Below are 26,893 nucleotides of genomic sequence, written 5' to 3' on the forward strand. Positions count from 1 at the left end.
GAGGTGCAGGGAGGACCACCCATGACCGCGCCAACGATCACCGAGCAGCCGAGCACCGCCGCCAAGGCGAGCGCCAAGCTCGACCCGCGCGCTCTCACCGACAGCGCTGCCGACGTGCTCAACGCGATGGCGGCGCTGCCCGCCAACCACCCGTCGCGCCCCGCGCTGCGAGACCGGGCGATCGAGGCGTGGCTGCCGCTCGCCAACCACCTGGCCCACCGCTACAGCGGGCGCGGCGAGCCGAACGACGACCTGGCGCAGACCGCCGCGATCGGCCTGATCAAGGCCATCGACAAGTTCGACCCCTCGCGCGGTGTCGACTTCGCCGGTTACGCGATCCCCACCATCATCGGCGAGCTCAAGCGCCACTTCCGCGACCGCACCTGGGACATCCGGGTGCCCCGCCGGCTCCAGGAGCTGCGGCTGGCCATCTCCGACGCCAACAGCTCGCTCCTGCAGACCCTCGGCCGCTCGCCGACGGTCGCCGACATCGCCGCGCACCTCAAGCTCACCGAGGAAGAGGTGCTGGAGGGCCTGGAGGGCGCCCGCGCGTACAACGCGGTGTCGCTGTCCACCCCGACCGGCGACGGCGAGCGCGCCACCGAGCTGGGCGACATGCTCGGCGGCGAGGACAGCGAGTTCGAGCTGGCTGAGCTGCGGGTCGCCCTCGGCCCGGCACTGGCCACCCTCGACGAGCGCGAGCAGAAGATCCTCACCCTGCGCTTCTACGGCAACCTGACCCAGTCGCAGATCGCCGACCAGATCGGCGTCTCGCAGATGCACGTCTCGCGGCTGCTGACCCGGGCGCTGACCAAGCTGCGCGGCCAGCTCGACGGCACGTACTGACCAGCTGACGGGAGGGGAGGGCCGGGTCCGTGGACCCGGCCCTCCCCTCTGCCCGCTCCTGTCACGCGTGCGTGACAGTTCGACCGCGGGGCGTAGCGGTGAACCCCGTCAGGGCGCGACCGGCTCCCGCCACATCGGCCAGAACGGCGTGCCGTCGGGCACCCGGAACGGCTCGCCGGCCAGATAGCCGTGCTTCGCGTACAGGTCCCGGCTGCGCGGGCTGCTCGCCTCCAGGTACGCCGGCATCCCGTTGGCGTCCAGCCAGGCGTGGTGGTGGCGCATCAACGCGCTACCCAACCCCTGCCCCTGCCGGTCCGGCCGGGTCGCCAGGAAGGCGAGGTGGTGGTGATCCGGATGCGGATGGTTCGCCGCGAACAGCTCGTCGAGGTGCTGGAACCGGTCGGTCCACTCGCCGCAGGCGGCAGCCAGTCGGGCGTCGTAGTCCGCCGGCGGCGGCGCCGGCTCGCCGACCGACGGAAACCAGACGGCGACCGAGGCGCGATCCGCCGTGGCGTGCACCATGCCGTGCCGCATCGCGTGCCCGACCAGGATCTCGAAGTCCCCGGCCAGCACGGCCTCCCGCTTACTCGCGTCCGGGACCAGCCACGTCGTCACCTCCAGGACGGTGAACGCCTCGGCGATCCGACCCGCCACGAGGCTGGTCTCCTCCGGTCCGAGCCGCTCGATGACCACGCTCATCGGGTCACCTCCACGGCGGCCGGCGGCGGCGACGTGACGGCGGCGGCGGCGCTCGCCGCGCCCAGGCCGATCCGGGCGTACGTGTCCGGACGGTTGCTGCGCAGCAGCAGGGCCCAGCCGATGCCCAGCAGGGCCGCCACCGGGTACGCGGCGGGCAGCGCCCAGCGCAGGGTGGAGTCCGGGGAGACGCCGAGCAGGTTGGCGAAGTTCGACACGGCCAACCAGATGATCACGAAGAGCGCGATGGTGGCCAGGCCGGGCGCGATGGCCCGCCGCCAGAGGTTCTCACCGCTGGCCGAGCGGGCGAAGTAGGCGATCACCGCCACCGAGGTGGTGGCGATCAACAGCAGGACGCCGAAACCGCCAGTGGTGCCGACCCAGAAGAACAACTGGACCACCGGGTCCCAGTCGTTGATCGCGTACAGCAGGATGACCAGCAGCCCGAGGACGCTCTGTGCCACCGAGGCGGCCCGCGGTGCCCCGGTCCGGGCCGAGGTCTGCCCGAACACCGCCGGCAGCACCCGCTCCCGACCGAGTGCGAACGTGTAGCGGGCCGTGGTGTTGTGGAACGAGATCATCGCGGCCAGCACCGAGGTCAGGAAGAGCACCTGCCCGATGGTGACCACGGTGTCGCCGAGCTGCGCGGCGGCCAGGTTGAAGATCAGCTCGATGCTCTGCTCGCCGGCCGCGGCGACGATCTGGTCCTGCCCGACGGCGACCGTCATGGTCCAGGACGACAGCGCGTACAGCCCGGCGATGATCGCCACCGAGAGGTAGGTGGCCAGCGGCACCGTCCGCTTCGGGTCCTTGCTCTCCTCGCTGAAGACCACCGCCGACTCGAAGCCGACGAAGCCGAGGATGGCCAGCACCAGCACCGCGCCGACGCCGGGCACGAAGAGGTTGTCCGGCGAGAACGAGGCGAAGCCGACCTGACCGTCGGCCGGGTTGCTGATCTGTCCGAGGTCGAAGACGAGGACCACCACGATCTCGGCGACCAGCAGCGCGGCCAGGACCATGCCGTTGAGGTCGACCCGGAGCAGGCCGAGCAGGCCGACCAACGCCCAGGCCACCAGGGCCACGACGGCCCAGTGCGGGTGCCCCCCGAAGAGCCGGTCCAGCACCGGCTGGGCCGCCGCCCCGATGGTGCCGTACAGCCCGACCTGCAATGCGTTGTACGCGATCAGCGCGACCCAGGCGGCGCCCACGCCGGCCGGTCGGCCGAGACCCCGGGAGATGTAGGCGTAGAAGGCGCCGGCGTTCTCCACCCGGCGCGACATCGCCACGTAACCCACCGAGAAGAGCGCGAGCACCGCGGCGATCAGCAGGAAGGCCAGCGGGATTCCGGTCACCCCGATGACGCCGTAGCCGGTGGTGACGACGCCGGCCACCACGGTCAGCGGCGCCGCGGCGGAGAGGACGAAGAAGATGACCGACGGGATGCCGAGGCGACCTCGGGCCAGGGCTTCGGAGACGTTGCTGGGTCGGTCGACTGTCGATGTCGGGGGCATACGACTACTCCGGTTGTCGAGGGGAGGGTTGGGGGTTACCGGGACGGGTCAGGGGATGCCGCGCAGCACGGCGGCGCCGACGGCGGCCTCGGTGTGCCCGACGAGTTCCTTGAGCGGGGCCGGCAGCGCGGGGATGAGGACGTTCAACCGGTGGTGGGCCCGGGGGCCGGCGCTCCACAGCACCTCGCGGGTCAGCCCGGCGGCCACGACCAGGCCGAGCAGCAGCGCGTCCGGCACGCCCGGCGGGTCCGGCCGGTCCAGCAGGGCCCGCAGCCGGGTGGCCGGCCAGGCCACCGCGTTGAGGTCGATCGGCAGGTAGGTGACTGTGGTACGCAGCAGCCGGCGGCTCTCCTGCCGGCGCAGCACCCCGGCGCGGGCCAGCCGCTCCCCCACCGAGGTCGTCGCGCTCTGCGCCAGGAAGCTCAGCCAGGTGTTCAGTTCCCGGTGCTGCGACTCGCCGACCAGCTGGTCCAGCACGGTGTGCGCCAGCGCGTCGGCCGGCGGGCGACGGTCGATGACGGTGACCTGCCCGCCCAGCACGGTGATGTGTCCATACAGGATCAGCTCGCCGAGCAGCCCGCCGGCGAGCCCGAGCCCCGTCGCCGCCGGGTGCAGTTTGGCCTTGCCGCGACTGTCGTTGTGTGCGATCAGGAAGAACTCGTCGGCGATGAGCAACGGTCCTCCCGCACAGGTGTGTCCACAGTGATCGCGACCGGGAAAGGATGCACCGACAGCTACTGCAACGCAACTCCCAGATTTGAAAGTTGCACTCCGTGCAGGCGCGACCTGCGAATCTGTCGTGGCAGACTCGGACGGTGACCGCCACCCCCGCCATCCGACCCGCTGCCAGCCCGACCGTCCGGCGACGCCGCATCGCGCGGGAACTCCGCCAACTTCGGGAACGCGCGGGCATGACCCTCGATGTGGCCGCCCGTCAGCTCGACATGTCGAAGAGCAACCTCTCCCGGATCGAAACCGCGCAGATCGGCATCAAGCCACGCGACGTCCGGGCCGCCCTCGCGCTCTACGAGGTGACCGGTTCGGATGCCGAGGCGCTCATCGAGATCGCCCGAGGTGCCCAACAGCGGGGCTGGTGGCAGAACTACAGCGACGTGCTCCCCGAGTGGTTCGAGTTCTACGTCGGGCTGGAGGCCGAGGCGGCGACGCTGCGCACGTACGAGGCCGAGTCGGTGCCCGGACTGCTGCAGACCGAGGCGTACGCCCGGGAGATCTTCCGGCGTACCGCTGGTGAGGACGGGTTGGAGCGCAAGGTCGCCGCCCGACTGCGCCGGCAGGAGGTGCTGCGCCGCGACGACCCGGTCGACCTGTCGGTGGTGATCAATGAGGCGGTGCTGCTGCGCCCGGTCGGCGGCACCGCGGTGATGGCCGAACAACTGGTCCACATGAGCCGGATCGCACAACTACCCAACGTGACAATTCAGGTACTTCCGTTCGCGGCCGGCGGACATCCGGCGATGAGCACCCCGTACGTGATCCTCCACTTTGCCGACGCCGGCGACGCGTCAGTGGTTTACCTGGATAACCTCACGATGGGGCTGGCTCTGGAGGAAGCCGATCATGTGCTCGGGTATAGCCTTCTGCACGAGGAGCTGTGCCGGATGGCGCTCGATCCGGCGGCGTCGTTGACCCGTCTTGAGCATGCTTCTCGTAACTTTGCGTGACCGCTCCTGCGGCACGCCGACGCAGACGAGAGGTACCGCGGATGACGGCGTACGACCTGACCCGAGCGGACTGGCGCACCAGCACGCGCAGCAGCGGCAACGGCAACTGCGTGGAGGTCGCGACAGTCGACGGTCAGGTCGCCGTCCGGGACAGCAAGGACCGCTCCGGCCCGGTGCTCGCCTTCGGTGCGGCGCCCTGGCAGGCCTTCGTACGCGGCGTCGGCGAGGTCCGTCGCCCCTGACCCACCCGGGCCGGTGCGAGACTGGGCCGTGCTCTCCGACGTAACCCTCGATCTGCCGGTCCGTCCGGTGCTGCCGGCGCTGGTCGCGGCACTGGACGAGGCCGGCGCCGGCGTGCTGGTGGCCCCGCCGGGCACCGGCAAGACCACCCTCGCGCCGCTGGCGGTGGCCGACCGGGTGACCGGTCGGGTGGTGATCGCCCAGCCTCGCCGGGTGGCGGCGCGGGCCGCTGCCCGGCGGATGGCCGAGCTGCTCGGCGAACGGGTCGGTGAGCGGGTCGGCTACGCGGTACGCGGCGAACGCCGGGTCGGCCCGGCCACCCGGATCGAGGTGGTCACCACCGGCCTGCTGGTCCGCCGGCTGCACCACGACCCGGAGTTGCCCGGCACGGGTGCCGTGCTGCTCGACGAGTGCCACGAACGCCAACTCGACGCCGACCTCGCGCTGGCCTTCACCGTGGAGGCGCGCGCCACCCTCCGGCCGGATCTGTGGCTGCTGGCGATGTCGGCGACCCCGGACACCGACCGGTTCGCCGCGCTGCTGGGCGGGCCCACCCCGGCCCCGGTGGTCCGCGCCGACTCAGCATTGCATCCGGTGCAGCGGGTCTGGGCGCCCCCGGCCCGCCCGATCGCCGCGCCCGGGGCCGGGCCGGTGGACCGGGCCCTGCTCGACCACGTCGCCGCCACCGTCCGGCGGGCGCTGCGCGAGCACGACGGCGACGTGCTGGTCTTCCTGCCCGGGGCCGGCGAGATCGCGGCGGTCACCGGCCGACTGACCGACCTGCGGGACACTGTCGCGCTCCTGCCCCTGCACGGCCGTCAACGCGGCGCCGAGCAGGACGCCGCCCTGCGCCGCGCGGACCGACGGCGGGTCGTCCTGGCCACCGCGTTGGCCGAGACCAGTCTGACCGTCCCGGGCGTGCGGATCGTGGTGGACGCCGGGCTCTCCCGGGTGCCCCGGATCGACCTGGCCCGTGGGTTGGGCGCGCTGGTCACCGTGCCGGTCTCCCGGGCCGCCGCCACCCAACGGGCCGGCCGGGCCGGCCGGGAGGCCCCCGGGTACGTCTACCGCTGCTGGTCGGCGGCGACCCACGAGCGGCTGCCCGCCCGCGCCGAACCGGAGATCGCCACCGCCGACCTGACCGGTTTCGCGCTGGAGCTGGCCGCCTGGGGCCGACCGGACGGCGTCGGGCTCGCGCTGCCCGACGCGCCGCCGGCCGCCGCGATGACTGTCGCCCGGGACACCCTGCGGACCCTGGGCGCCGTCGACACCGACGGTCGGATCACGGCACGGGGGCGGTCGATCGCCGCCGCCGGGGCGCATCCGCGGCTGGCCCGGGCGCTGCTCGACGGTGCCGGCCGGGTCGGCGCCGACCGGGCCGCCGAGGTGGTGGCGGTGCTCGCCGAGGAGAGCGCGGCCGGCCCCGGTGACGATCTGGTCGCCGGTTGGCGTCGGCTGCGCACCGGCGTGGACGCGGGCGCGACGGCCCGCTGGCGTGCCGAGGTACGCCGGCTGCGCGCCGCGCTGCCGACCGGTGCCCCGGCGACGGGTCGCGTCGACGGCACCGGCGACCGCGGCGCGGGTGGGCTGAGCGACGACCTCGCCGCCGGGCTGCTCGTCGGTCTGGCGTACCCGGAACGGTTGGCCCGGGTGCGGCGGCCGGGCGGTTCGGCGTACCTGATGACCGGCGGGACCGCAGCGGAGCTGGCCGCCGGCTCGGGGCTGGCCGGGTCCGACTGGCTGGCGGTCGCGGTCGCGGACCGCACCCCCGGCGCGCCGTCGGCCCGCATCCGCCGGGCCTGCCCGGTGGACGAGGCGACGGCCCGGGAGGCGGCCGGCCCGCTGCTGCGCACCGACCGCGAGGTCGGCTGGTTCGACGGGGACGTGGTGGCCCGGGAGGTGACCCGGCTGGGCGCTATCGAGCTGGTCCAGAAACGGCTGGACCGGCCGGACCGGGCGGAGGTGGCCGCCGCGCTGCTCGCCGGCCTGCGTCAGGACGGCCTCGGGCTGCTGCAGTGGACGCCGGCGGCGCGGGCGCTGCGGGAGCGGCTCGCGTTCCTGCGGCACCACCTGGGTGATCCGTGGCCGGAGGTCGACGACACCTCGCTGCTCGACGCCGCGCCGAGCTGGCTGGGCCCGGAGCTGGCCGCCGCGCGACGCCGGGCCGACCTGGCCCGGGTGGACGTGCCGTCGGCGCTGCGCCGGCTGCTGCCCTGGGCGCAGGCCGCCCGCCTGGACGAGCTGGCCCCGGAACGGATCGACGTCCCCAGCGGCTCCCGGATCCGGCTGGACTACGGCGACCCGGCCGCGCCGGTGCTCGCCGTGAAACTGCAGGAGACGTTCGGCTGGCCGGCGGCCCCCCGCATCGCCGACGGTCGGGTGCCGGTGCTGCTGCACCTGCTCTCCCCCGCCGGCCGGCCGGTGGCGGTCACCGCCGATCTGGCGTCGTTCTGGCGCACCGGCTACCCGCAGGTCCGCTCGGAGCTGCGCGGGCGCTATCCCCGGCACCCGTGGCCGGAGGACCCGGCCACGGCGACGCCCACCCGGCACGCCACGCCACGTCGGCGCTGAGCGCCGGCCTACTCCTCGACCACGTCGGCCACCACGACGGTGACGTTGTCCGGCGCGCCGGCGTGCAGGGCCAGGTCGATCAGTTTGCTGGCGCAGGCGCCCCGGTCCGGATAGCCGCCGAGCACCTCGGTGAGGGTGTCCGGGCGGACCACGTTGGAGAGGCCGTCGCTGCACAACAGCCACCGGTCGCCGGCCCGGGGCACCATCGTCGCGTACGACGGGGAGACCTCGTCACCCTGCAGGGCCTGGGTGACCACTGCGCGGCGCGGGTGGCTGCTGGCCTGGTCGGCGGTGATCACACCCTGGTCCACCAGCATCTGGACGAACGTGTCGTCCCGGGTCACCTGCTTGAGCACGCCCTCACGGAACAGGTAGGCGCGGGAGTCGCCGACGTGCGCGAGGGCCAGGCAGCTGCCGGTACGGGCGAAGAGCAGGGCGGTCAGCGTGGTGCCCATGCCCTGGCGCTCAGGATCCTCGGCGACCGCCTGCCGGATCCGGGAGGTGGCCAGCGCGATGCCGCCTTCCAGCGCGGCCACCAGGGCGTCCTCGGGTGTCTCGACGTCCAGCGGGGCGACCGCGTCGATGGTGAGGGCGCTGGCCAGGTCGCCGGCGGCCATCCCGCCCATGCCGTCGGCGACGGCGACGAGCCAGGTGCCGGCGTGCAGGGCGTCCTGGTTTCCGCTGCGGATCAGCCCACGGTCGCTCGTTCCTACGGAACGCAGCTTCAGGGTCATGGGAGGCAGCCTGCCAGGCGAAGGGCGCAGTTGTCTCTAGGAGATCAGGACGACGGCGCGTGGCGCGGCCAATCTCACGTTCGGGTGGCAGCGCGTCGCGGAGCACCCGCCGGGGTGACCGCCCTCGTCGCACGGCGGAACCCATCCAATCAGATCAATTGACATGAGGTACCGACGCTGGAAACATCGAGCCGACAACTGGGAGCGCTCCCAGGATTCGTCGCCCCACAGTGCCACCACCACGTCCCACTTCCCGTCCCGGAAGGACTCCCCGTGACGCCATCCCGACGCCGCCTCCTGTTGGCTGCGGCGACCACTCTGGCCCTCACCGGCGCGGGCGCCGGCGCGGCCCACGCCGACCCACCACCGGACGCCCCCGAGCAGATCGACAACGGCGACTTCAGCGCCGGGGTGAGCCCCTGGTTCTCCTTCGGCACCGGCCCGCTGGCGGTCACCGACGGCCGGCTCTGCACCACCGTGGCGGGCGGGCTGGCCAACCCGTGGGACGCCGGCATCGGCCAGGACGGCGTACCGCTGATCGCCGGCGCCGAATACACCCTCGGCTTCGATGTCTCCGCCACCCCCGGCGCCGCGGTCAAGGCCGTGTTGCAGCTCGGCAGCGCCCCCTACACCACGTACGCGGCGGTGGACGCCACGGCGACCGGCACCGCCCAGCGGGTCGAGCAGACCTTCACCGTCCCGGACACCAACCCCAACGCCCAACTGATCTTCCAGGTCGGCGGTGCCGCCCAGGCGCAGACGATCTGCCTGGACGACGTCTCGCTGCGCGGCGGCGAGCCGCCCGAGCCGTACGTGCCGGACACCGGGCCACGGGTGCGCGTCAACCAGGTCGGCTACCTGCCTGGCGGCCCGAAGAACGCCACAGTCGTCACCGAGGCCACCGAAGCGCTGCCCTGGCAGCTGCGCAGCGCCGCCGGCGCCGTCGTGGCCAGTGGCACCACCACCGCTCGCGGTGTCGACGCCGCCTCCGGGCAGAACGTGCACACCGTCGACTTCTCCAGCTACCGCACCCCGGGCACCGGGCTCACGCTCACCGTGGACGGCGAGACCAGCCACCCGTTCGACGTCTCCGGCGCCCTCTACGACCAGCTGCGCTCCGACTCGTTGCAGTTCTTCTACGCCCAGCGCAGCGGCATCGCCATCGACGGCGACCTGATCGGCGACGAGTACGCCCGACCCGCCGGCCACCTCGGCGTCGCACCCAACCAGGGCGACACCAACGTGCCCTGCCAGCCGGGGGTCTGCGACTACTCGCTGGACGTGCGCGGCGGCTGGTACGACGCCGGCGACCACGGCAAGTACGTGGTCAACGGCGGCATCGCCACCTACCAGCTGTTGAACACCTTCGAGCGGACCAAGACGGCGGCCACCGCCAACGGCGGCGCCGAACTCGCCGACGGCACGCTGCGGGTGCCCGAGCGCGACAACGGGGTGCCGGACATCCTCGACGAGGCCCGCTGGGAGCTGGAGTTCCTGCTGCGCATGCAGGTGCCCGCCGGCAAGCCGCTCGCCGGCATGGTCCACCACAAGATCCACGACCAGAACTGGACCGGGCTGCCACTCGCCCCGCAGGACGACCCGCAGCCGCGCGAGCTGCACGCACCGTCGACGGCGGCCACCCTCAACCTCGCCGCCACCGCCGCCCAGTGCGCCCGGCTCTTCGCCCCGTACGACGCGACCTTCGCGGCCCGCTGCGACACCGCCGCGAAGACGGCCTACGCCGCCGCCAAGGCCCACCCCGCGGTGTACGCCAGCCCGACCGACGGCACCGGCGGCGGCGCGTACGACGACAGCAACGTCACCGACGAGTTCTACTGGGCGGCGGCCGAGCTGTACCTGACCACCGGCGCGCAGACCTACCTGGCCGACCTGACCGCCTCACCGCACCACACCGGCAACGTGTTCGACCCGCGGGGCTTCGGCTGGCAGAGCGTCGCCGCGCTGGGCCGCCTCGACCTGGCCACCGTGCCGAACGGGCTGCCCGCCGCCGATCTGGCCCGGGTCCGCGCGTCGGTCACGGCCGCGGCCGACACGTACCTGGCCGAGCTGCGCCGCCAGGCGTACGGGCTGCCGATGCCCGGTGACGCCAACAGCTACTTCTGGGGCGGCAACAGCAACGTCATCAACAACGCCGTGGTGCTGGCCACCGCGTTCGACCTGACCCGCAACGCCGCCTACCGCGACGGTGCCGTGCAGGCGATGGACTACATCCTCGGTCGCAACGCCCTGAACATCTCCTACGTCACCGGGTGGGGCGAGCACGCCGCGGAGAACCAGCACAGTCGGATCTTCGGCCACCAGCTCGACCCGAGCCTGCCCCGACCGCCGGCCGGTTCCCTCGCCGGTGGCCCGAACGCGGCCCTCCAGGACCCGTTCGTGGCGCAGTTGCTGGCTGGCTGTGAGCCGATGTTCTGCTACGTCGACGACATCAACTCGTACTCGACCAACGAGGTGGCGATCAACTGGAACTCGGCGCTGACCTGGATCGCCTCGTTCCTGGCCGACCAGGGTGACGCCGGCGCGGTACCGGCCACCACCTGCTCGGTGGCGTACACCAACTACGGCGCCTGGCAGGGCGGCACCGGGTTCACCGCCCAGCTGACCATCCGCAACACCGGGTCCAGCGCCGTCAACGGCTGGAACGTGCGCTTCGCGTTCACCGGCAGTCAGCGGGTCCGCGAGGCGTGGCTGGCGAAGGTCACCCAGTCCGGCGCGACGGTGACCGCGCGCAACGAGTCGCACAACGCCAAGATCGCGCCTGGCGGCTCGGTGATGTTCGGCTTCAATGCGACGACCAGCGGCGGCGCCAACCCGAGCCCCGGCCTGATCACCGTCAACGGCGCGGCCTGCTCGCTGACCTGATCCCCGTCCTGGTGGCCGCCCGGGGAAGGCGGCCACCAGGACGGCACGAACACGCGGTCGGCGGGTCAACCGCCGGCCGCGTTGTGCGTCGCGACGAGGCTCGGCAACTCGACAAGCGAGTCGATCCGGAACAGGCACCGCTCGGCCACCTCGGAGGGGTCGAGGATGTACCCCCACGGACCCCGGCGGATCAGGCACGCCTTCATGCCAACCTCCAGGGCCGGGCGGACGTCGTTGTCGGGTCGGTCCCCGACGTACAGGATCGACGACGCGACCCCGCCGCCCGCGTCGACGACCCGCTCGAAGAACGCCGGTGCCGGCTTCGCCACGCCCCACCGGTGCGACGTGCCGATCACGTCCACGGGAAGGTCGAGATCGCGCAGGGTCGCCTCCGCGTGAGCCGGCTGGTTGCCGGCCAGGCCGACAAACAGGCCCTGGTCCTTCAAGGACGTCAGGCACTCACGCGCGTCCGGGTACAGGTCCTCCTCGGCGAACGACTCCGGCCGGCCGGCGGCCTCCCGACGGGCCAGCTCGGTGGTGAGATCGAAGTCGGGCCGGAAGACCCGGAACACCTCCTGATAGTCCAGACCCCTGGCGATCACCGTGCCGAAGACCGCCGAGAACGTGTGCCGGGGTACGCCGAGCCAGTCGGCCCAGTCGGCGAACTCGCGGGACTCGTCGAGAATGGTGCCGCCCACATCGAAGAAGACTGCGCTGATCATCTCTGTCCCCGTTCCTCGTCGCGGTCGCTGAGGCGCGGCCGCTGTCGCTGTCGGTCGCCGCTGTCGCTGTCGTGTCGCCGCCGCCGCTGTCGTGTCGCCGCGGTGTCGCTGGAGCCTAGGTGGGGTTGCCGGCAGTCGGCGTCCCTCCCGGCAACGCTGTCGAGCTGATGACGTGGACGAATTACTGGCACCGGCGGCAAAAGCGGTGGAGCGGTAGTGCCGCGTCAGCCAAGGTGAGGCCCATGGATGGCGACGATCTGGCCGGCGCGGAGCGTCGGGTGTGGACGGCGATGCCGACGGGGACGCGGGCCGCTCTGGCCGGGCTGTCCGGGGCAGACCTACGTACTCTTCTGCTGGGTGTGGCCCGCGACCGGGCGGCGACCGTACGTCCGCCCGAGGTGGTACGCCGCTGGCGCGAGGACCGCTTCGTCCGTCCGGCCCGTGCCGACCCGCGCCTGCTCGCTCAGGTGGAGGCCCGGATGTGGCAGCTGCTGCCCGCCGACGTGGCCGGGGTGGAGCTGTCGCCGGTCGTACCGGTCGGCACCTGCTCGGTCGTCGCACCGGTCAGCCAGAACAGGATCCTCACCACGATGCGCGCCAGCGAGGTGCTGAGCGATCCCACCAACGCCCTCGCCGTTGAGGCAGCCGTGCGTCGCCGTCGGCAGGACGAGGTGCACCTGGCCGCCGCCCACCGGGTGCTGCGGGCCCAGGATTTCGGCAGCGACGCGTCGGCACATTTCCGGCTCTTCGCCCTCGTGTCCAGCGCCCGGGACACCGGCGCCGGCGGCACCGAGGCCCGGCTGCTGGTCCGGCACCTCACCTACTGGCGGACCGTCCTCGCCGAGCTGGCCCCGGCGGCCGTCCCGCAGTTGCACGTCACCCACTTCGACGACCAGGCCGTCCGGGAACGGCTGGCCGACACCGTCCGACCGGCGCTCGCCGGGGGTGCGGTGCCGCTCGTGGACGAGCCGGAGCGCACCCGTGGTCGTGGCTACTACACCGGGTGCGCCCTACGGATCAGCCTCCTCGGTGGCGACCTGGAGATCGGTGATGGTGGCCTCACCGACTGGACCGCCCGGCTGACCGGCGACGCGAAGGAACGCTGCCTCGTCTCCTGCCTCGCCACCGAGCGCCTCGCCGACCACGTGGCCCGCTGACAGGCTTGCGCGATGCTCGAATTCTCCGGCCGACCTCCGCACTCCGAACTGGCCGCTTGGTCGACCGACACCGTTCCGGTCGGCGCGGGTAGGTCTGGGCTGGGTCGAGCTGGGCCTTGGAGTTGGGGAGTAGCAGGGTGCGGTCGGGCTAAACTGTCGTACACCTGTTCTATTTTCGGTCCATGGTGGAGGAGTTGGCGCAGGCGGAGGCGGCGCTCGCCGACTGCCTCGGCGCCCCGGTGTGGGCTCTTCCGGAGCAGGACCTCGTCGCGGCGCTCGACGCCGCGCACCGGCTCGCGCAGCGCCTGGCGGCCGTGCAACTGGTCCTGGTGCGCGAGCTCGACGGTCGTGGCACGGCCAGGACGCAGGGCGCGTCATCGACGGCCGTGTGGTTGCGCGACCGGTTGCGGCTGAGCATTCCCGCCGCCCGCCGACTGGTCGATCTCGCCGGCGCGTTGGACGCCGGAACGTCCGGGGTGGGGGCTGCTCTGGCCAGCGGAGCCATCACCGTGGAGCAGGCCCGGGTCATCAGCGACACGGTCCGCACAGTGCACACGGCCGCCGGCGCCGAGGCGGCCGAGAAGGCGGTCGGCGTGCTTGTCGAGTGGGCCGGGCAGTTCGAGCCGGCGCTGCTGCGCAAGCTGGGCAGCAGAGTCCTCGACCATGTCGCCCCGGAGGTCGCCGACGCCGCGGCGCGGGCGGCACTCGACACCGAGGCGCGTCGAGCCGACCGGGACCGTCACGTCACGCTGTCCGAGCTGCGCGACGGCCGGCTACGGCTGTCCGGCAACCTAGATGCGGAGGCGGCCGGGCTGCTGCGCGCGGCGCTCGACCCACTGACCGCACCGTCCGGTCCGGACGACCCGCGTTCTCCAGGGCAACGCCGCCACGACGCGCTCGCCGACCTCTGTCGGCTCGCCCTGCGCACCGGTGAGCTACCCGAGCACGGCGGCGAGCCCGCCCAGATCGTCGTCACGACCAGCTTCGACGTGTTGACCCGGCAACTCGACGCCGGCACCCTCGACACCGGGCCACGGGTGACCTCGGAGGCGGTACGCCGTCTCGCCTGCGACGCGGCGATCCTGCCGGCCGTCCTCGACGGCAGCGGCCAGACGCTCGACGTGGGCAGGCAACGCAGACTGGTCACCGGCCCCCTGCGACGCGCCCTGGTCCTGCGCGACCGCGGCTGCGCCTTCCCGGGCTGTGACCGCCCGCCCCGCTGGTGCGACGCCCACCACATCCGCCATTGGGCCGACGGCGGCAGCACCAGCCTGGCCAACTCTGTACTGCTCTGTGCCCACCATCACCGACATCTCCATCATGGCGACTGGACGGTTCGGCTCGGCGGCGACGGTCACCCGGAGTTCGTCCCGCCGGCCTGGCTCGACCCGGACCGACTCCCTCGCCGCAACCAGTACCACCGGCGGACGTAACGTCCCCCGTTCGCGTCCAGGCGGTGAGGCTGCCGGGCGGTGACCGGCCGCCGTGGCTGGGTAGGGACGGTGGCGATCGTGAACCTGGTCGAGAAGTTCGGCGTGGACGGCTTCCTGGAGGGTTCGTGGGTCCTGCCACCGGAGGCTGTTGAAACACTGCGCGCACACGTCGACCTCACACCAAAGGGGCGGCTCGTGGACGCATGGCCGGTGGCCTCGGACGTCGCCGTCATCGTGCAGGCCTGGGTCGATGACCCTGTCGATGTCAGGTCGGGCGCCTGGTTCGTCAGTTCCGTTCCGGCAGCTGCGTAGGAGGCCGCCACCGCTCACGGGAGCCAGACGTTCTGGGCACGGGCTGTGACGGGCACCGCACCGCGCGGGGCATCGATGAGCAGGCGGCGACCCTAGGGTCGGTGGATGGGCACCACGGCGGAGGTCCGCGGCCGCTGGCGATCACTGTCGCCGCTGCCGCCGCCTGGTCGGCTGCGCACCCTGTCGTTGGCCACTATGGCCAACACGGTCGGCACCGGGCTGTGGGTAACCGGCGCGGCGCTCTATCTCACCCGTTCGGTGGGGCTGACACCGACCGAAGTGGGGCTGGGGCTCACTATCGCGGGTCTGGTCGGGCTGACCGCGAGCGTGCCGCTCGGTGGGCTCGCCGACCGGCGTGATCCCCGGGCGCTACGCGCGGTGCTGCAACTGGCCCAGGCCGTTGTCGCCGCCGCGTACCTGCTGGTCGGCTCGTTCCCGGTTTTCCTGCTGGTGGCCACTCTGGACGCGTTGCTGGTCTCCGGCAACCTGGCGGTCCGCGCCGCGCTGGTCGCTGCGGTCGCTGGCCCGCAGGGCCGGGTGCACGCGTTCGCCACCCTGCGCGCTGTGGCGAACCTGGGCGTGACGTTCGGCGCGGGGCTGGCCGCGTTCGCGTTGGTGGCGGACACCGGGTGGGCGTACCGGCTGCTGGTGCTCGGCAACGTCGCGACCTACCTGGTCTCGGCGGCGCTGATCATGCGACTGCCGTCGTATCCGCCGGTGCGGCGGGCGGTCCGGCCGCGTCCGGCACGTGCGTTGCGCGACTGGCGCTTCCTCGCGGTGGCCGGCGCTTCGGCGGTGCTCTCCGTGCACGGGGTGGTGCTGTCGCTGATCCTGCCGCTGTGGGTGGTCAGCCGCACCGACGCGCCGACGGTGACGGTCGCCGCCGCGCTGCTGGTCAACACGCTGCTCACAGTGCTGCTCGCCGTACGCCTCAGCGAAAGCTCCCGGCACGCGGTGCCGGCGGCGGCGACGATGCGCCGGGCCGGGCTGGTGCTCGCGGCCGGGATGCTGCTCTGGGCCGCGACCGCCGTCGTGCCCACCGCTGCGGCGATCGGCCTGCTGCTGGCCGCGACGGTGATCTACACCATGGGCGACCTGTGGCATGCCGGGGCCGGGGCGGCGCTGGCCTACGACCTCGCCGCCCCGGACGCCCTCGGCGCCTACCAGGGGGTCGACGGACTGCTCGCCGGGCTGGCCCGCGCGGCCGGCCCTGCCCTGCTGACCTGGTTGATCATCGACGGCGGCCCGATCGGTTGGCTGGCGCTGGCGGGGTTGCTCGCACTCACCGGCCTCGCCGTGCCGCCACTCACCCGCCGCGCCCTGGCCAGCCGGTCACCGCACCCAGGCTGACCGTCAGCCGATCTCCTCGTCGACGAAACACCAGCGCCAGGCCTCGCCCGGCTGGGCCGAGCGGATCACCGGGTGGCCGGTGGACGCGTAGTGCTTGCTCGCGTGCTGATTGGGCGACGAGTCACAGCAGCCGACCTGCCCGCAGCTGAGGCAGGTGCGCAGGTGCACCCAGTAGGTGTCGCCGATGGCGACGCAGTCGGCGCACTCGTCGGGGGTGCGTGGTGCGGCGGCACCGGCCTCGGTCAGGTGCTGACAGCTCACTTCTCAACCTCTCGCAGCAACGACTCTTCCAGGTCCAGGTCGCGGTAGGCCTGCACCAGCACTTCCTCAGGGATCCGACCGGAGTCCCGGGCAGCCCGGAACACCTCCCGCTCGGCGTCGATCATCTCCTGTCGCAGCCGACCGTACGCCTGCGACGGGGTCTCCCGCTCGTCGCCGCCGAGTCGTTCCCACGCCATGTTGGTGCGGTCCTCCACCGCTCGGCGCAGCCGGGCCACCACCGGGTCCGGGGCGGTGTCGGCCAACTCGTCCAGGCGGTCCTGGGCGGCCCTGCTGGCCTGCTGCTGCACCCCGGCCGCGGAGAGCGCGTCCTGCACCGCGTCGTCCGGCGGCAGCTTCAACCGGCGTGCGACGAGTGGCAGGGTGGCACCCTGGCCGACCAGGGTGAAAACAATCACGGCGAAGGCCAGCCAGATGAACAACGCTCTGGGGTACGGCTCGTCGCCGGCCAGGGTCAGCGGCAGCGCGAGCGCGGCGGCCAGGGTGACCACGCCGCGCATGCCGGCCCAGCCGATGATGATCGGGACCTTCGGCGACGGACGGGCGTCACGGCGGCGGACCCGGGGGACCAACCGGGCCAGGTAGGTGGCCGGGAAGAGCCAGACGAACCGGGTCAGGAAGACGGTGGCGAGCACCGCGAGGGTGATCAGGGTGAGCGAGCCGATCGGCTCGTCGAGTTCGCGTAGCACGTCCCGCAGTTGGAGCCCGACCAGCAGGAAGACCAGGCCCTCCAGCAGGAACCGAACAAGTCGCCAGAACGCGCCGATCTGCAACCGGGACGCCGCCGACAGCAGCTGCGGCAGCTTGTGGCCGAGCACCAGACCGGTGACGACCACCGCGACCACGCCGGAGGCGTGCAGGTGTTCGGCGGTGAACACCACCGCGAACGGAATGATCAGCGACAGCGCGTTGTCCAGCAGCGGGTCGGTGATGCGCCGGTGCAGGAAGCCGAACACCAGCGCCCCGAGCGCCCCGATCAGGATGCCGCCGCCGGTGGCCCGCAGCACCTCGACGGCGACCTCCGCCGTGCCGACGGCCGAGCCGACGGTGGCCATCGTCGCAACCCGCAGCAGCACCAGGGCGGTGGCGTCGTTGACCAGGCTCTCGCCCTCCAGGATGGTGACGACCCGGCGGGGCAGCCCGACCCGGCGGGCGACGGCCGTGGCGGCCACCGCGTCCGGTGGGGCGACCACCGCGCCGAGGGCCAGGCAGATCGCGAACGGCACCTGGGGCAACAGCAGGTGCAGCACCAACCCGACCACGAACGCGGTGAACAACACCAGGCCGACAGCGAGCAGCAGGATCGGCCGGATGTTGTTCTTGAACGCCGGCACCGAGGTCTCCAGCGCGGCCACGTAGAGCAGCGGCGGCAGGATGCCGATCAGCACCAGCTCCGGCTCCAGGTGCACCTGCGGGAAGCCCGGCACGAATGAGAGCGCCAGGCCGAGGACGACCAGCACGATCGGCGCGAGCAGGCCGAGCCGGCGGGCCAACGCGGCGCCCAGGGTGGCGATCGCCAGGAAGACGACGACCGGGAACAGGCTTTCCATGGGGTACGAGCCTAGGGGTACGTGAACACCGCTCTGCTCAGCCGCCCGGGCGCAGCTTCGGCAGCACCTCCGCGCCGAACGCGTCGATGAATCCGCGCTGCTCCTGCCCGACGTGGTGCAGGGCGATCTGGTCGAAGCCGAGTTCCAGGTACTCCTCCAGCCAGCCGACGTGCCGGCCCAGGTCGGAGGAGACGTTCACCACCTCGGCGACGCGCTGCGCCGGCACGTCGGCGGAGACCACGTCGAAGTGCTCGGCGGTCTCCAGGTCCCAGCAGACCGGCGGGGGGAAGACGTTGCTGCGCCACTGGTCGTACGCGATCGCCTCGGCCTGTGCCTGTTCCGGCGCCCAGGAGACGTGCACCTGCAGGTGCAGTGGTCCACGCCCGCCCGCGTCCCGGTACGCGTCGATCATCTCGCGGAGGTGCGCCACCGGGGCGTTCACGGTGATCAGCCCGTCCGCCCATTCGGCGCACCAGCGGGCGGTGGCCACGCTGACGGCGGCGCCGACAAGTGCGGGCGGCTGCTCGGGGCGGGTCCACAGGCGGGCGCGATCCACCCGGACCAGCCCGTCGTGGCTGACCTCCTCGCCGGCCAGCAGGGCGCGGATCACGTCGACGCACTCGCGCAGGCGGGCGGAACGCACGTCCTTGCGTGGCCATGGGTCGCCGGTGATGTGCTCGTTGCTGGCCTCGCCGGTGCCCAGCGCGGCCCAGAACCGGCCCGGGTACATCGCGCCGAGGGTGCCGATCGCCTGCGCGATGATCGCCGGGTGGTAGCGCTGACCGGGTGCGTTGACGACGCCGAACGGCATACCGGTGGCCTGCAACGCCGAGCCGAGCCAGGACCAGGCGAAGCCGGACTCGCCCTGCCGGGCGCTCCACGGGGAGAAGTGGTCGGAGCACATGGCGGCGTCGAAGCCGGCCCGCTCGGCGTGCATCACCGCCTCCAACAGGGCGCGCGGACCGATCTGCTCATGGGAGGCGTGAAACCCGAACGACGTCATGGGCACACTTCCTACCCACGACGGCGCCGGCTGACGCGTGCCGCACCGCGAACTATTCGGCGTGCGCGCCGGCGCCGGCCGATGCGGCGCCCTCGCCCACCCAGACCGTCTTGGTGTTGCAGAACTCCCGCATGCCCAGCGCCGACAACTCCCGCCCGTACCCGGAGTTCTTCACGCCACCGAACGGCAACTCGGGGTAGGAGGTGGTCATCCCGTTGATGAAGACGTTGCCGGCGTCCAGGTCGGTGGCGAAGCGCTCCTGCTCGGCCGGGTCGCGGGTCCAGGCGTTCGAGCCGAGCCCGAAGCTGGTGCCGTTGGCGACAGCGATGGCCTCCTCGTACGACGACACCCGGAACAGGCCGGCGACCGGGCCGAAGACCTCCTCCGACCACATCCGCATCTGCGGGGTGAGGTCGGTGACCACCGTCGGCGGGTAGAACCAGCCGTCACCGGTCGGCCGCTCGCCCCCGCAGAGCACCGTCGCGCCGTTGTCCACCGCGTCGCGGACCTGGGCGTGCACCTCGTCGCGGCCCCGCTCGCTGGCCAGCGGCCCGACGTCGGTGTCCGGGTCCATCGGGTCGCCGACCCGGAGTGCGGCCATGTTCGCGGCGAACTTCTCGGCGAACGCGTCGAAGACGTCGGTGTGCACGATGAACCGCTTCGCGGCGATGCAGGACTGGCCGTTGTTCTGGCAGCGGGCGGTGGTGGCGACCTCGGCGGCCCGGTCCACGTCGGCCGAGGGCATCACCACGAAGGGGTCGCTGCCGCCGAGTTCGAGGACCGTCTTCTTCAGCTCCCGTCCGGCGATCTGGGCGATGGACCGGCCGGCGGGCTCGCTGCCGGTGAGCGTCGCGGCGCGTACCCGGGGGTCGCTGAGGATGCGGTCGACGGCGTCCGAGCCGACCAGCACTGTGGTGAACGCCCCCTCGGGGAAGCCGGCGCGGCGGAACACGTCCTCCAGCAGCAGCGCGGTCTGCGGCACGTTCGAGGCGTGCTTGAGCAGCCCGGTGTTGCCGGCCATCAGCGCTGGCGCGGCGAAGCGCATCACCTGCCAGAGCGGGAAGTTCCACGGCATCACAGCGAGCACCACGCCGATCGGCTGGTAACGGATGAACGCCCGGGTCGCCTTCACCGCGTCGGCGTCGGCCGGCTCGTCGGCGAGGAACGCGGGGGCCTTGTCGGCGTAGAAGCGGGCGGCAGTGGCGCACTTCGTCACCTCGGCCTGCGCCGCGGCGTACGTCTTGCCCATCTCGGTGGTCATGATCCGGGCGATCTCGTCGCGCTCGGCGTCGAGCAGGTCGGCGGCGGCGTTCATCCACCGGGCGCGCTGGTCGACTGTCGTCTCCCGCAACTGCTGGAACGCGAGGTCGGTGCGCTCGATGGCACCGTCGAGCTGCTCGGTGGACATCGCCTCATAGGTCTTGAGCACCTGGCCGGTGGCGGGGTTGGTGGTGGCGATGTGGGGCATCTCGTCCTCCTGTCACTCGAACAGCGAGTGTCGTACGCCCGGCTCCTCGCGGCGGCGGGCGGCGCGGCGGCGCTGGATCACGACCAGGTCGACCACGGCGACCACGGCGAAGATCGCGCAGAGTACGCCGAGCCAGGCGATACCGGCCCAGAACGCCAGCACCGCGAAGACCACCATGATCACCAGACCGAAGCTGGCGAGGGTGAGCCGGAGGTTCAGCGCGCTGTTCGCGTGGCCGACCGTGCCACGGGCGCGCCGAGGCTGCGATCTCGTCATACCCACCGATCTACCCCCGATCGGCCGGCTTAACCGGTACGGCGCGCGGGCGGACCCGGCCGCGCCGGTGTGCTCCGGCACATCCGTTCGCGCCTCGGCCCCGCCGGCCGGAGGATGAGCGCATGTCAATGACCCTCACCGTGCCGGTGACCGTCTCCATCGCCCGCCGCGTCGACCCCGACCGGGCCAGCGAGATGGTGGCCTGGATGCGGGCCGGCACCGCGCTGGCCGAGGCGTTCCCCGGGTTCCTGGGCGCCGGCTGGGTGCAGAGCGGCCCCGGTTCGCCGGAGTGGCACATGCTCTACCGCTTCGCCGACGCCGAGACGCTGCGCCGGTGGGAGGAGTCGCCGCAGCGGCACTGGTGGCTCAGCTCGGCGCAGGGCATCGTCGAGCACACCCGGGTGGAGCGGCGTACCGGGATCGAGGGCTGGTTCGACAGGCCGCTGGAGCACTCGGTGGACCCGGTGGAGCCGGTCGCGCCCGCGTCGCCGCCCCGCTGGAAGCAGGCGGTGACCATCTGGTTGGCGTTCTTCCCGCTGAGCCTGACCGCCACCCTGCTGACGAGCCGCTTCCTCGACGCGGTGCCGCTGGCGGCCCGAGTGCTCCTGATGACGCTCTGCCTGACCCCGCTGATGACCTATCTGGTGCTGCCCCGGATCACCCGGGCGTTGCACTGGTGGCTGCACGGACAGCCGGCACCCTGGCGGGACGCATAGCACCTCGACGGCTTCCGTGTCGGCGCTCTGCCGCATACCCGACAGCAACTTCCCGGCACACCGCGTCCTGCGCATAGAGTTACCGCGCTGTCGCTCTGTGCTGCGGAACGGGAGACGTCATGCCTCGACGCTGGGTTGCCGCCCTGGCCTGTCTCGCGGCGCTGGTCGCGCTGGCCTGCGAGGGTGGCACCTCGGCGACACCCCGCCCCACCACGAGCGCCCCGCCGTCGGGTGGGCCCGGCGGCATCGCCGCCCTCGGCGACTCGATCAGCACCGGTTTCGCCTCCTGCCTGGTGCTCACCTCCTGCGAGCGCAACTCCTGGTCGACCGGGGACGGGCTGCGGGTGCAGAGCCACTACCGACGGCTGCTGGACCAGAACTCGGCGATCCGCGACCGGAGGTACAACCACGCCCGTCCCGGCGCCCGCGCGGACGCTCTCGCCGGTCAGGCCCAGGCGGCGGTACGCGACCGCGCCGACTACGTCACGGTGCTGATCGGCGCCAACGACGTCTGCCGGGGCGGAGTGGACGCGATGACGCCGGTGAAGCAGTTCCGGGCCGACGTCGACCAGGGGCTGCGGGTTCTGCGGACCGGCCGGCCGAAGGCCCGGGTGCTGGTGGTGAGCATCCCCGACCTGTACCGGCTCTGGGAGGTCGGGCACGACGACGCCCGGGCGACCCGCGCGTGGCGGCGGGGCGGCATCTGCCCGGCCCTGCTGGCCGAGGCGACCTCGACCGCCCCCGCCGACCGGGCGCGCCGGGCCGCCGTCCGGGATCGGATCGCCGCCTACAACGCCGAGTTGACGGCGGCCTGCCGGGCGTACGGGTCCCGGTGCCGGCACGACGGCGGCGCGTTGCACAAGGTCCGGTTCACGCTGGATCTGCTCAACCCGCTGGACTGGTTCCACCCCAACGCCACCGGCCAGGGCCGCATCGCCGAGGTCACCTGGCGCTCCTCCGGCCTGGCCAGCTGAGGACCGGGACGCACGTCAGGGCTGGCGCGGCTCCGGGACGGCGCTGCCACGGGAGCGGTAGAGGGCCCGGGACCGCTGGGCGAGATCCTTTGTCGCCGACGAGTTGGCCCAGGTGCCGAGCACGATGGCCGCGCCGGGGACGATCTTGGCAACCATCCGCTTGGCGGCCCGGACGCCGGCCATCTGGGCCAGCCGGACGCCGAGTTGCAGCATGACCCGACCGAGCGGACGCTGGCCGCCCAGGCCGAAGAGCGCGTCGGCGCGTTCCCGGCCGGCGGCCACGCCGAGCGCCAGCCGGGCGCTCTCGGCGACCTTGTGCACCCGCTGAAGCACCAGCAGGTCGGTGGCCCGATCGCTGTGCAGCGGGTCGACGTCGTACGCGGCGGCGATGTGCAGCACCATCCGCGCCTGGGTCCAGGCCAGCACGCCCACGTCGATCACGGCGCCGGGCAGCCCGGCCGCGCCGGAAACCGCGCCGGAGAGCCGGGCCAGGTTGACGAACTTGCGGGCCGCCTGGTCGGCGAGCACATCGGCGGAGACCCCGGGCTGCTCGGCCCGGGCCCGGGCGGCCCACTGCACGGCCTCCGGCCCGAGGCGGCGCACCGCCTCCAGGGCGAGGTGCTCCGGCGCGTACTGCGGGTCGTCACGCATCCGGTCCCAGAGGCGGGCCGGCGGACCCTCGGGGGCGTCCACCGGCCCGGCCGGCAGGTCGACGGACGGTTGCGGAGTCGGAGCGGCGGGCTGACCGCCGACGGGCGGGGTGTCGGTCACCAGGTCTCCCCAGGGGTGGGATCGGTGGACAGGGCGGCCGATGGAGCGGTCAGCGGCGGCGGTTGGACAGCCTGGCCGCCAACCCCTTCAGCTTCTGCTGGTTGCCCGGCTTGGCCATCTCCCGACGACCTCGCTCGACCAACTGCTGCCCCTTCGGTGATCGCAGGAACGTGGTGATCCGCTGCATCAGTGACATGTCGTCCTCCTGTCGACGATCCCGTAGTCATGTTTGTACCCCGTACCCGCAAGACATGTACCCGGGATGCGACAGCCTCAACCCTGACCGTCCATAGTGGGCGGTAGGTTACCGCCCCGCCGGCACGATGGCGTCAACGACCCGGGTCGCCCGCCACTCGTGCTGCTGGTAGTGCTCGGGGTACGCGGAGACCTGCACCGCCTGGGCGGCGTCGGTGAGCCGCATCCCCTGCCAGCCGGGCACCTGCTGCAGCGCGGCGAGGAACTGCCGGGTCGCGAACTCGGGGTCCATCAACCGCCCGACCGGGCCCCAGCCGCTACTGGAGCGCTGCTGGAACAACCCGACCGAGTCGTGGTCCCAGCCGATGCCCTGGTGCGGATAGTCCTGCGACTCGGGCAGCACGCCGCTGGCCACGTTGTAGAGGTTGCTCTCCTGCATGGCGGTGGCCACCGCGATCACCAGACCCCGGCGCGGCACCCCCATCTTGCGGCCGGTGCGGACGATCGCCTCGGCGTTCTCCATCTGGTCCTCGTCCAGCCCGGCGACGGGCGCCGGGTCGGTCGGGCGGGCCGGGGCGACCTTGCGGGCCGACGCGGTGGTGTCCGGGTCGGCAGGGCTCGCCGTGGGGGCGGCAGCGGACGCGCTCGGGGCGGCCGTGCGGTCCAGGGAGCGGGAGGCGCCCTGCTGCTCGGCGCGCTGCGCCAGCTCGGCGCTGGAGGGCGATCCGCCCCGGGTCGCCGCTCCGGCGTCCTCGTCGCGGACCTGGACGACGGCGGTCAGACCGAGGCAGCACACCACGCCCGTCGCCAGCGCCAGCTGTGCCCGGCGTCGACCGGTCAGGTCCCGGGCGTACGCCCGGAGCCGGCTCGCGGCGGTTGTCCGTTCGGTTGAGGTGCCATCCTCCGTATCGGCAGTGGGGGTGCTCGGGGCGTACGTCTCGTCGAGGGTGTCGTCGTCACGCATCAGCCGAGGCTAGGCAGGCCGAGAGCCCGATCACGCACGGTGATCACGTGGCCCTCGACACAGATTCGACGGGTACCGGTGGACGCCCCGGGCGGGTCGAACCGCCCGGGGAACGGACCTCGCGTACCGGATGAAGCGGGTGCCCCGCGCGGACCGCCACAGAAGTCGCAGAGCCGGACATCCCACCACCCAGCCTGACATGATCGACAAACTCGGCCTTTGGGCCGAACCGCCCCTCAACCGATCGGCCAAGCGGCTCAGCCGGCTGGCACAAACAACCGATTGGTCCGGTCATGCCCACCACCCGGCCAACGGATCGCCCGGCGCAGGAATGCACCAGGATGGCGGGTACGTTGCCCGAACGGGTGCCCTCCGTCGCGAGCGCGCCCCGCAGGCACATTTCAGGGAGGTCCGCACCGGTGCTCGACCCACACGAGCTCTACCAGCTCACCGACGATCTGCCCGACCTCGGGCAGCCGGTCCTGATCCAGGCCCTCACCGGGTTCGTGGACGCCGGAAACGCCAGCCGACTGGCGCGTGAGCAGCTGCTCACCTCGCTGGAGGGTCGGCCGATCGCCACCTTCGACGTCGACCAACTCTTCGACTACCGGTCGCGGCGACCGGTGATGACCTTCGTCGAGGACCACTGGGAGAGCGTCGACGCGCCCAAGCTGGAGCTGCACCTGCTGCACGACGACGACGAGACCCCGTTCCTGCTGCTCACCGGCCCCGAGCCGGACCTGCAGTGGGAGCGTTTCGTGGCCGCCGTCGCCGGGCTGGCCGCCCGGCTGGACGTCCGGCTCACCGTGGGACTCAACTCGATCCCGATGGCGGTCCCGCACACCCGCCCGACCGGGGTGACCGCACACGCCACCCGCCCGGAGCTGATCAGCGGTTACGAGCCCTGGCTGCAACGGGTCCAGGTGCCCGGCAGCGTCGGTCACCTGCTGGAGTTCCGCCTCGGCGAGCAGGGCCGCGACGCGCTCGGTTTCGCCGCGCACGTGCCGCACTACGTGGCGCAGACCGAGTACCCGGCCGCCGCCGAGGTGCTGCTCACCTCGGTGTCCCGCAGCACTGGGCTGCTGCTGCCCGGCGACGGGCTGCGCTCGGCCGCCGAGGTCGTCCGGGTCGAGATCGACCGCCAGGTGGCGCAGACCGAGGACGCCGCGGCCCTGGTCCAGGCCCTGGAGGAGCAGTACGACGCGTTCGCCCGGGGTCGGGGCGAGAAGAGCCTGCTCGCCCCGGACGCCGGTCCCCTGCCCACCGCCGACGAACTCGGCGCGGAACTGGAACGGTTCCTGGCCGAACAGACCCGTCCCGGCGACACCCCGGGCAGCTGACCGGGCGTCGCGGCGGCGGATGCGGCAGGCTGGGGGCATGCGCCTGGCGACCTGGAACGTCAACTCGGTGAAGGCCCGCCTACCCCGGCTGCTGCAGTGGCTGGCCGACACCGGGCCGGACGTCGTCTGCCTGCAGGAGACCAAGTGCCCGGACGGCGCCTTCCCGGTGACCGAGGTGGGCGAGCTGGGCTACACCGTGGCGAGCCACAGCGACGGCCGGTGGAACGGGGTCGCCATCCTGTCCCGGGCCGGGCTGAGTGACGTCCGGGTCGGGTTCGCCGACGAGCCCGGCTTCCCCGAGCCCGAGGCCCGAGCCATCTCCGCCACCTGCGACGGGGTGCGGGTCTGGTCGGTGTACGTGCCCAACGGCCGGACGCCGGACGACCCGCACTACGCGTACAAGTTGGCCTGGTTCGCGGCACTGCGTGACGCGCTGGACGCCGAGCTGGCCGCCGGGTTGCCGCTGGCGGTCTGCGGCGACTTCAACGTCGCCCCGACCGACGCCGACGTCTGGGACCCGGCGGTCTTCACCCACTCGACGCACGTCACCCCGGCCGAACGGGCGGCCCTCGCGGCGTTGCGCGACCTCGGCCTCACCGACGTGGTGCCGACCCCGATGAAGGGCCCGCACCCCTTCACCTACTGGGACTACCGCGCCGGCATGTTCCACCAGAACAAGGGCATGAGAATCGACCTGGTGTACGCGTCCGCGCCGTTCGCCCGAGCGGTCCGCTCCGCGTACGTGGACCGCGAGGCCCGCAAGGGCAAGGGCCCCTCCGACCACGCGCCGATCGTTGTCGACGCGGACCTGGTGCCCGCGGTCGAGGCGTTCTGACTGGCTAGGGTGGGCAGATGGCAGTCGTGAAGATCAACGCAATCGACGTCCCGGCCGGCGGCGGCGCGGAGTTGGAGAAGCGGTTCGCCGCCCGAGCCGGCACGGTGGAGAGCTCCCCCGGCTTCCTCGGCTTCGAACTGCTCCGCCCGGTGGCCGGCGAGACCCGCTATTTCGTCTACACGAAGTGGGAGAGCGAAGAGGCGTACCAGGCCTGGGCCGCCGGTCCGTCCCGCGCCGCGCACGCGAGCGCGCCCGGCGACAAGCCCCGCCCCCCGGTCGCCACCGGCGCCAGCCTCCTGGAGTTCGAGGTGGCCCTGCACGTCCCCCAGCCCTAGTTGACCCTCGCGGCGCTTGATCGACTCGGTTTCAGGGAAATCGGGGTGAC

Annotated in this window: 27 protein-coding genes; 14 read left to right on the top strand and 13 right to left on the bottom strand. The window is 72.7% G+C overall.

The features are described from left to right. Window positions 1–21 precede the first annotated feature (21 nt). Window positions 22–846: a SigB/SigF/SigG family RNA polymerase sigma factor gene (locus tag AB0C03_RS21585; RefSeq protein ID WP_030335027.1), complete on the top strand. Its 825-nt coding sequence runs from the start codon at window positions 22–24 to the stop codon at window positions 844–846. Between the two features lie 108 nt (window positions 847–954). Here AB0C03_RS21585 and AB0C03_RS21590 read toward each other — a convergent pair whose 3' ends face one another. From AB0C03_RS21590 to AB0C03_RS21600, 3 genes are read right to left on the bottom strand one after another with little or no spacing between them, the layout of a single operon-like run. Continuing rightward, a complete protein-coding gene (locus AB0C03_RS21590; RefSeq protein ID WP_357638544.1) occupies window positions 955–1,545 on the bottom strand; it encodes a GNAT family N-acetyltransferase in 591 nt (196 codons plus the stop codon). Beyond that, window positions 1,542–3,053 carry an APC family permease gene (locus AB0C03_RS21595; RefSeq protein WP_210865535.1) on the bottom strand — a complete coding sequence of 504 codons (1,512 nt, stop codon included), beginning with the start codon at window positions 3,051–3,053 and terminating at the stop codon, window positions 1,542–1,544. The genes AB0C03_RS21590 and AB0C03_RS21595 overlap by 4 nt, the downstream gene beginning before the upstream one ends. Before the next feature lie 48 nt (window positions 3,054–3,101). Further along, window positions 3,102–3,728: a GOLPH3/VPS74 family protein gene (locus tag AB0C03_RS21600; RefSeq protein WP_279517368.1), complete on the bottom strand. Its 627-nt coding sequence runs from the start codon at window positions 3,726–3,728 to the stop codon at window positions 3,102–3,104. A gap of 140 nt (window positions 3,729–3,868) precedes the next feature. On the opposite strand from AB0C03_RS21600, the gene AB0C03_RS21605 reads away from it, so the two are divergent. The 3 genes from AB0C03_RS21605 to hrpB are packed head-to-tail and all read left to right on the top strand — an operon-like array spanning window position 3,869 to window position 7,546. Further along, entirely contained in the window at window positions 3,869–4,735 is an 867-nt protein-coding gene (locus tag AB0C03_RS21605; protein ID WP_357638547.1) for a helix-turn-helix domain-containing protein, read from the top strand. A 41-nt stretch (window positions 4,736–4,776) separates the two neighbouring features. Next, window positions 4,777–4,977, top strand: a complete 201-nt coding sequence (locus AB0C03_RS21610; protein ID WP_210863774.1) for a DUF397 domain-containing protein — start codon at window positions 4,777–4,779, stop codon at window positions 4,975–4,977. Window positions 4,978–5,005: 28 nt separating this feature from the next. Continuing rightward, window positions 5,006–7,546, top strand: a complete 2,541-nt coding sequence (hrpB, locus tag AB0C03_RS21615) for an ATP-dependent helicase HrpB (RefSeq protein ID WP_357638549.1) — start codon at window positions 5,006–5,008, stop codon at window positions 7,544–7,546. 8 nt (window positions 7,547–7,554) lie between these two features. Here hrpB and AB0C03_RS21620 read toward each other — a convergent pair whose 3' ends face one another. After that, entirely contained in the window at window positions 7,555–8,280 is a 726-nt protein-coding gene (locus AB0C03_RS21620; RefSeq protein WP_030335040.1) for a PP2C family protein-serine/threonine phosphatase, read from the bottom strand. Between the two features lie 273 nt (window positions 8,281–8,553). Between AB0C03_RS21620 and AB0C03_RS21625 the strand changes: the two genes are divergently transcribed. Next, window positions 8,554–11,163, top strand: a complete 2,610-nt coding sequence (locus tag AB0C03_RS21625; protein WP_357638552.1) for a glycoside hydrolase family 9 protein — start codon at window positions 8,554–8,556, stop codon at window positions 11,161–11,163. 65 nt (window positions 11,164–11,228) lie between these two features. Here the strand turns inward: AB0C03_RS21625 and AB0C03_RS21630 are convergent, their stop codons facing one another. Next, window positions 11,229–11,885, bottom strand: a complete 657-nt coding sequence (locus tag AB0C03_RS21630; protein WP_357638554.1) for an HAD family hydrolase — start codon at window positions 11,883–11,885, stop codon at window positions 11,229–11,231. Window positions 11,886–12,127: 242 nt separating this feature from the next. Between AB0C03_RS21630 and AB0C03_RS21635 the strand changes: the two genes are divergently transcribed. The 4 genes from AB0C03_RS21635 to AB0C03_RS21650 all read left to right on the top strand — a co-directional run bounded on the left by AB0C03_RS21635 (window position 12,128) and on the right by AB0C03_RS21650 (window position 16,137). Continuing rightward, a complete protein-coding gene (locus AB0C03_RS21635; protein WP_210860170.1) occupies window positions 12,128–13,042 on the top strand; it encodes a hypothetical protein in 915 nt (304 codons plus the stop codon). Window positions 13,043–13,224: 182 nt separating this feature from the next. After that, window positions 13,225–14,475: an HNH endonuclease signature motif containing protein gene (locus AB0C03_RS21640; RefSeq protein WP_357638557.1), complete on the top strand. Its 1,251-nt coding sequence runs from the start codon at window positions 13,225–13,227 to the stop codon at window positions 14,473–14,475. Between the two features lie 78 nt (window positions 14,476–14,553). Further along, window positions 14,554–14,787: a hypothetical protein gene (locus AB0C03_RS21645; RefSeq protein ID WP_357638559.1), complete on the top strand. Its 234-nt coding sequence runs from the start codon at window positions 14,554–14,556 to the stop codon at window positions 14,785–14,787. A gap of 105 nt (window positions 14,788–14,892) precedes the next feature. Continuing rightward, a complete protein-coding gene (locus AB0C03_RS21650) occupies window positions 14,893–16,137 on the top strand; it encodes an MFS transporter (RefSeq protein WP_357638561.1) in 1,245 nt (414 codons plus the stop codon). A gap of 3 nt (window positions 16,138–16,140) precedes the next feature. Here AB0C03_RS21650 and AB0C03_RS21655 read toward each other — a convergent pair whose 3' ends face one another. Genes AB0C03_RS21655 through AB0C03_RS21675 form a run of 5 tightly spaced genes read right to left on the bottom strand, consistent with a single transcriptional unit; the run spans window position 16,141 to window position 20,713 of the window. Continuing rightward, window positions 16,141–16,398 carry a UBP-type zinc finger domain-containing protein gene (locus AB0C03_RS21655; protein ID WP_210864001.1) on the bottom strand — a complete coding sequence of 86 codons (258 nt, stop codon included), beginning with the start codon at window positions 16,396–16,398 and terminating at the stop codon, window positions 16,141–16,143. Continuing rightward, window positions 16,395–17,966 (bottom strand): Na+/H+ antiporter, encoded by a 1,572-nt coding sequence (locus tag AB0C03_RS21660; protein ID WP_357638563.1) that lies wholly within the window; start codon window positions 17,964–17,966, stop codon window positions 16,395–16,397. The genes AB0C03_RS21655 and AB0C03_RS21660 overlap by 4 nt, the downstream gene beginning before the upstream one ends. A gap of 37 nt (window positions 17,967–18,003) precedes the next feature. Further along, complete coding sequence (locus AB0C03_RS21665) at window positions 18,004–18,969, bottom strand: TIGR03885 family FMN-dependent LLM class oxidoreductase (RefSeq protein ID WP_030335052.1); 966 nt, start codon at window positions 18,967–18,969, stop codon at window positions 18,004–18,006. 52 nt (window positions 18,970–19,021) lie between these two features. Then, the gene (locus AB0C03_RS21670; RefSeq protein WP_357638565.1) at window positions 19,022–20,437 is read right to left on the bottom strand and encodes an NADP-dependent succinic semialdehyde dehydrogenase; all 1,416 of its coding nucleotides are present in this window, start codon (window positions 20,435–20,437) and stop codon (window positions 19,022–19,024) included. 12 nt (window positions 20,438–20,449) lie between these two features. After that, window positions 20,450–20,713 (bottom strand): DUF6343 family protein, encoded by a 264-nt coding sequence (locus tag AB0C03_RS21675; protein WP_030335057.1) that lies wholly within the window; start codon window positions 20,711–20,713, stop codon window positions 20,450–20,452. Window positions 20,714–20,835: 122 nt separating this feature from the next. Between AB0C03_RS21675 and AB0C03_RS21680 the strand changes: the two genes are divergently transcribed. Together AB0C03_RS21680 and AB0C03_RS21685 are read left to right on the top strand one after the other, a co-directional pair. Further along, window positions 20,836–21,429, top strand: coding sequence for an antibiotic biosynthesis monooxygenase (locus AB0C03_RS21680; RefSeq protein ID WP_030335059.1), 594 nt, complete (start codon window positions 20,836–20,838; stop codon window positions 21,427–21,429). A gap of 119 nt (window positions 21,430–21,548) precedes the next feature. Then, window positions 21,549–22,403 (top strand): GDSL-type esterase/lipase family protein, encoded by an 855-nt coding sequence (locus AB0C03_RS21685; RefSeq protein ID WP_030335062.1) that lies wholly within the window; start codon window positions 21,549–21,551, stop codon window positions 22,401–22,403. Window positions 22,404–22,418: 15 nt separating this feature from the next. On the opposite strand, the gene AB0C03_RS21690 is transcribed toward AB0C03_RS21685, so the two are convergent. From AB0C03_RS21690 to AB0C03_RS21700, 3 genes are all read right to left on the bottom strand, one after another. Continuing rightward, window positions 22,419–23,174 carry an EcsC family protein gene (locus tag AB0C03_RS21690; protein WP_357638568.1) on the bottom strand — a complete coding sequence of 252 codons (756 nt, stop codon included), beginning with the start codon at window positions 23,172–23,174 and terminating at the stop codon, window positions 22,419–22,421. A gap of 49 nt (window positions 23,175–23,223) precedes the next feature. Continuing rightward, window positions 23,224–23,370: a hypothetical protein gene (locus AB0C03_RS21695; RefSeq protein ID WP_167457721.1), complete on the bottom strand. Its 147-nt coding sequence runs from the start codon at window positions 23,368–23,370 to the stop codon at window positions 23,224–23,226. Window positions 23,371–23,478: 108 nt separating this feature from the next. Further along, window positions 23,479–24,333 carry a peptidase M23 gene (locus AB0C03_RS21700; RefSeq protein WP_210865527.1) on the bottom strand — a complete coding sequence of 285 codons (855 nt, stop codon included), beginning with the start codon at window positions 24,331–24,333 and terminating at the stop codon, window positions 23,479–23,481. Window positions 24,334–24,752: 419 nt separating this feature from the next. On the opposite strand from AB0C03_RS21700, the gene AB0C03_RS21705 reads away from it, so the two are divergent. From AB0C03_RS21705 to AB0C03_RS21715, 3 genes are read left to right on the top strand one after another with little or no spacing between them, the layout of a single operon-like run. Next, window positions 24,753–25,673 (top strand): proteasome assembly chaperone family protein, encoded by a 921-nt coding sequence (locus AB0C03_RS21705; RefSeq protein WP_030335067.1) that lies wholly within the window; start codon window positions 24,753–24,755, stop codon window positions 25,671–25,673. 37 nt (window positions 25,674–25,710) lie between these two features. Continuing rightward, a complete protein-coding gene (locus AB0C03_RS21710) occupies window positions 25,711–26,508 on the top strand; it encodes an exodeoxyribonuclease III (protein ID WP_030335068.1) in 798 nt (265 codons plus the stop codon). Window positions 26,509–26,525: 17 nt separating this feature from the next. After that, entirely contained in the window at window positions 26,526–26,843 is a 318-nt protein-coding gene (locus tag AB0C03_RS21715; protein WP_030335071.1) for an antibiotic biosynthesis monooxygenase family protein, read from the top strand. Window positions 26,844–26,893: the final 50 nt, after the last annotated feature.

The sequence above is a fragment of the Micromonospora parva genome, from assembly GCF_040649675.1.
Lineage (GTDB): Bacteria > Actinomycetota > Actinomycetes > Mycobacteriales > Micromonosporaceae > Micromonospora > Micromonospora parva.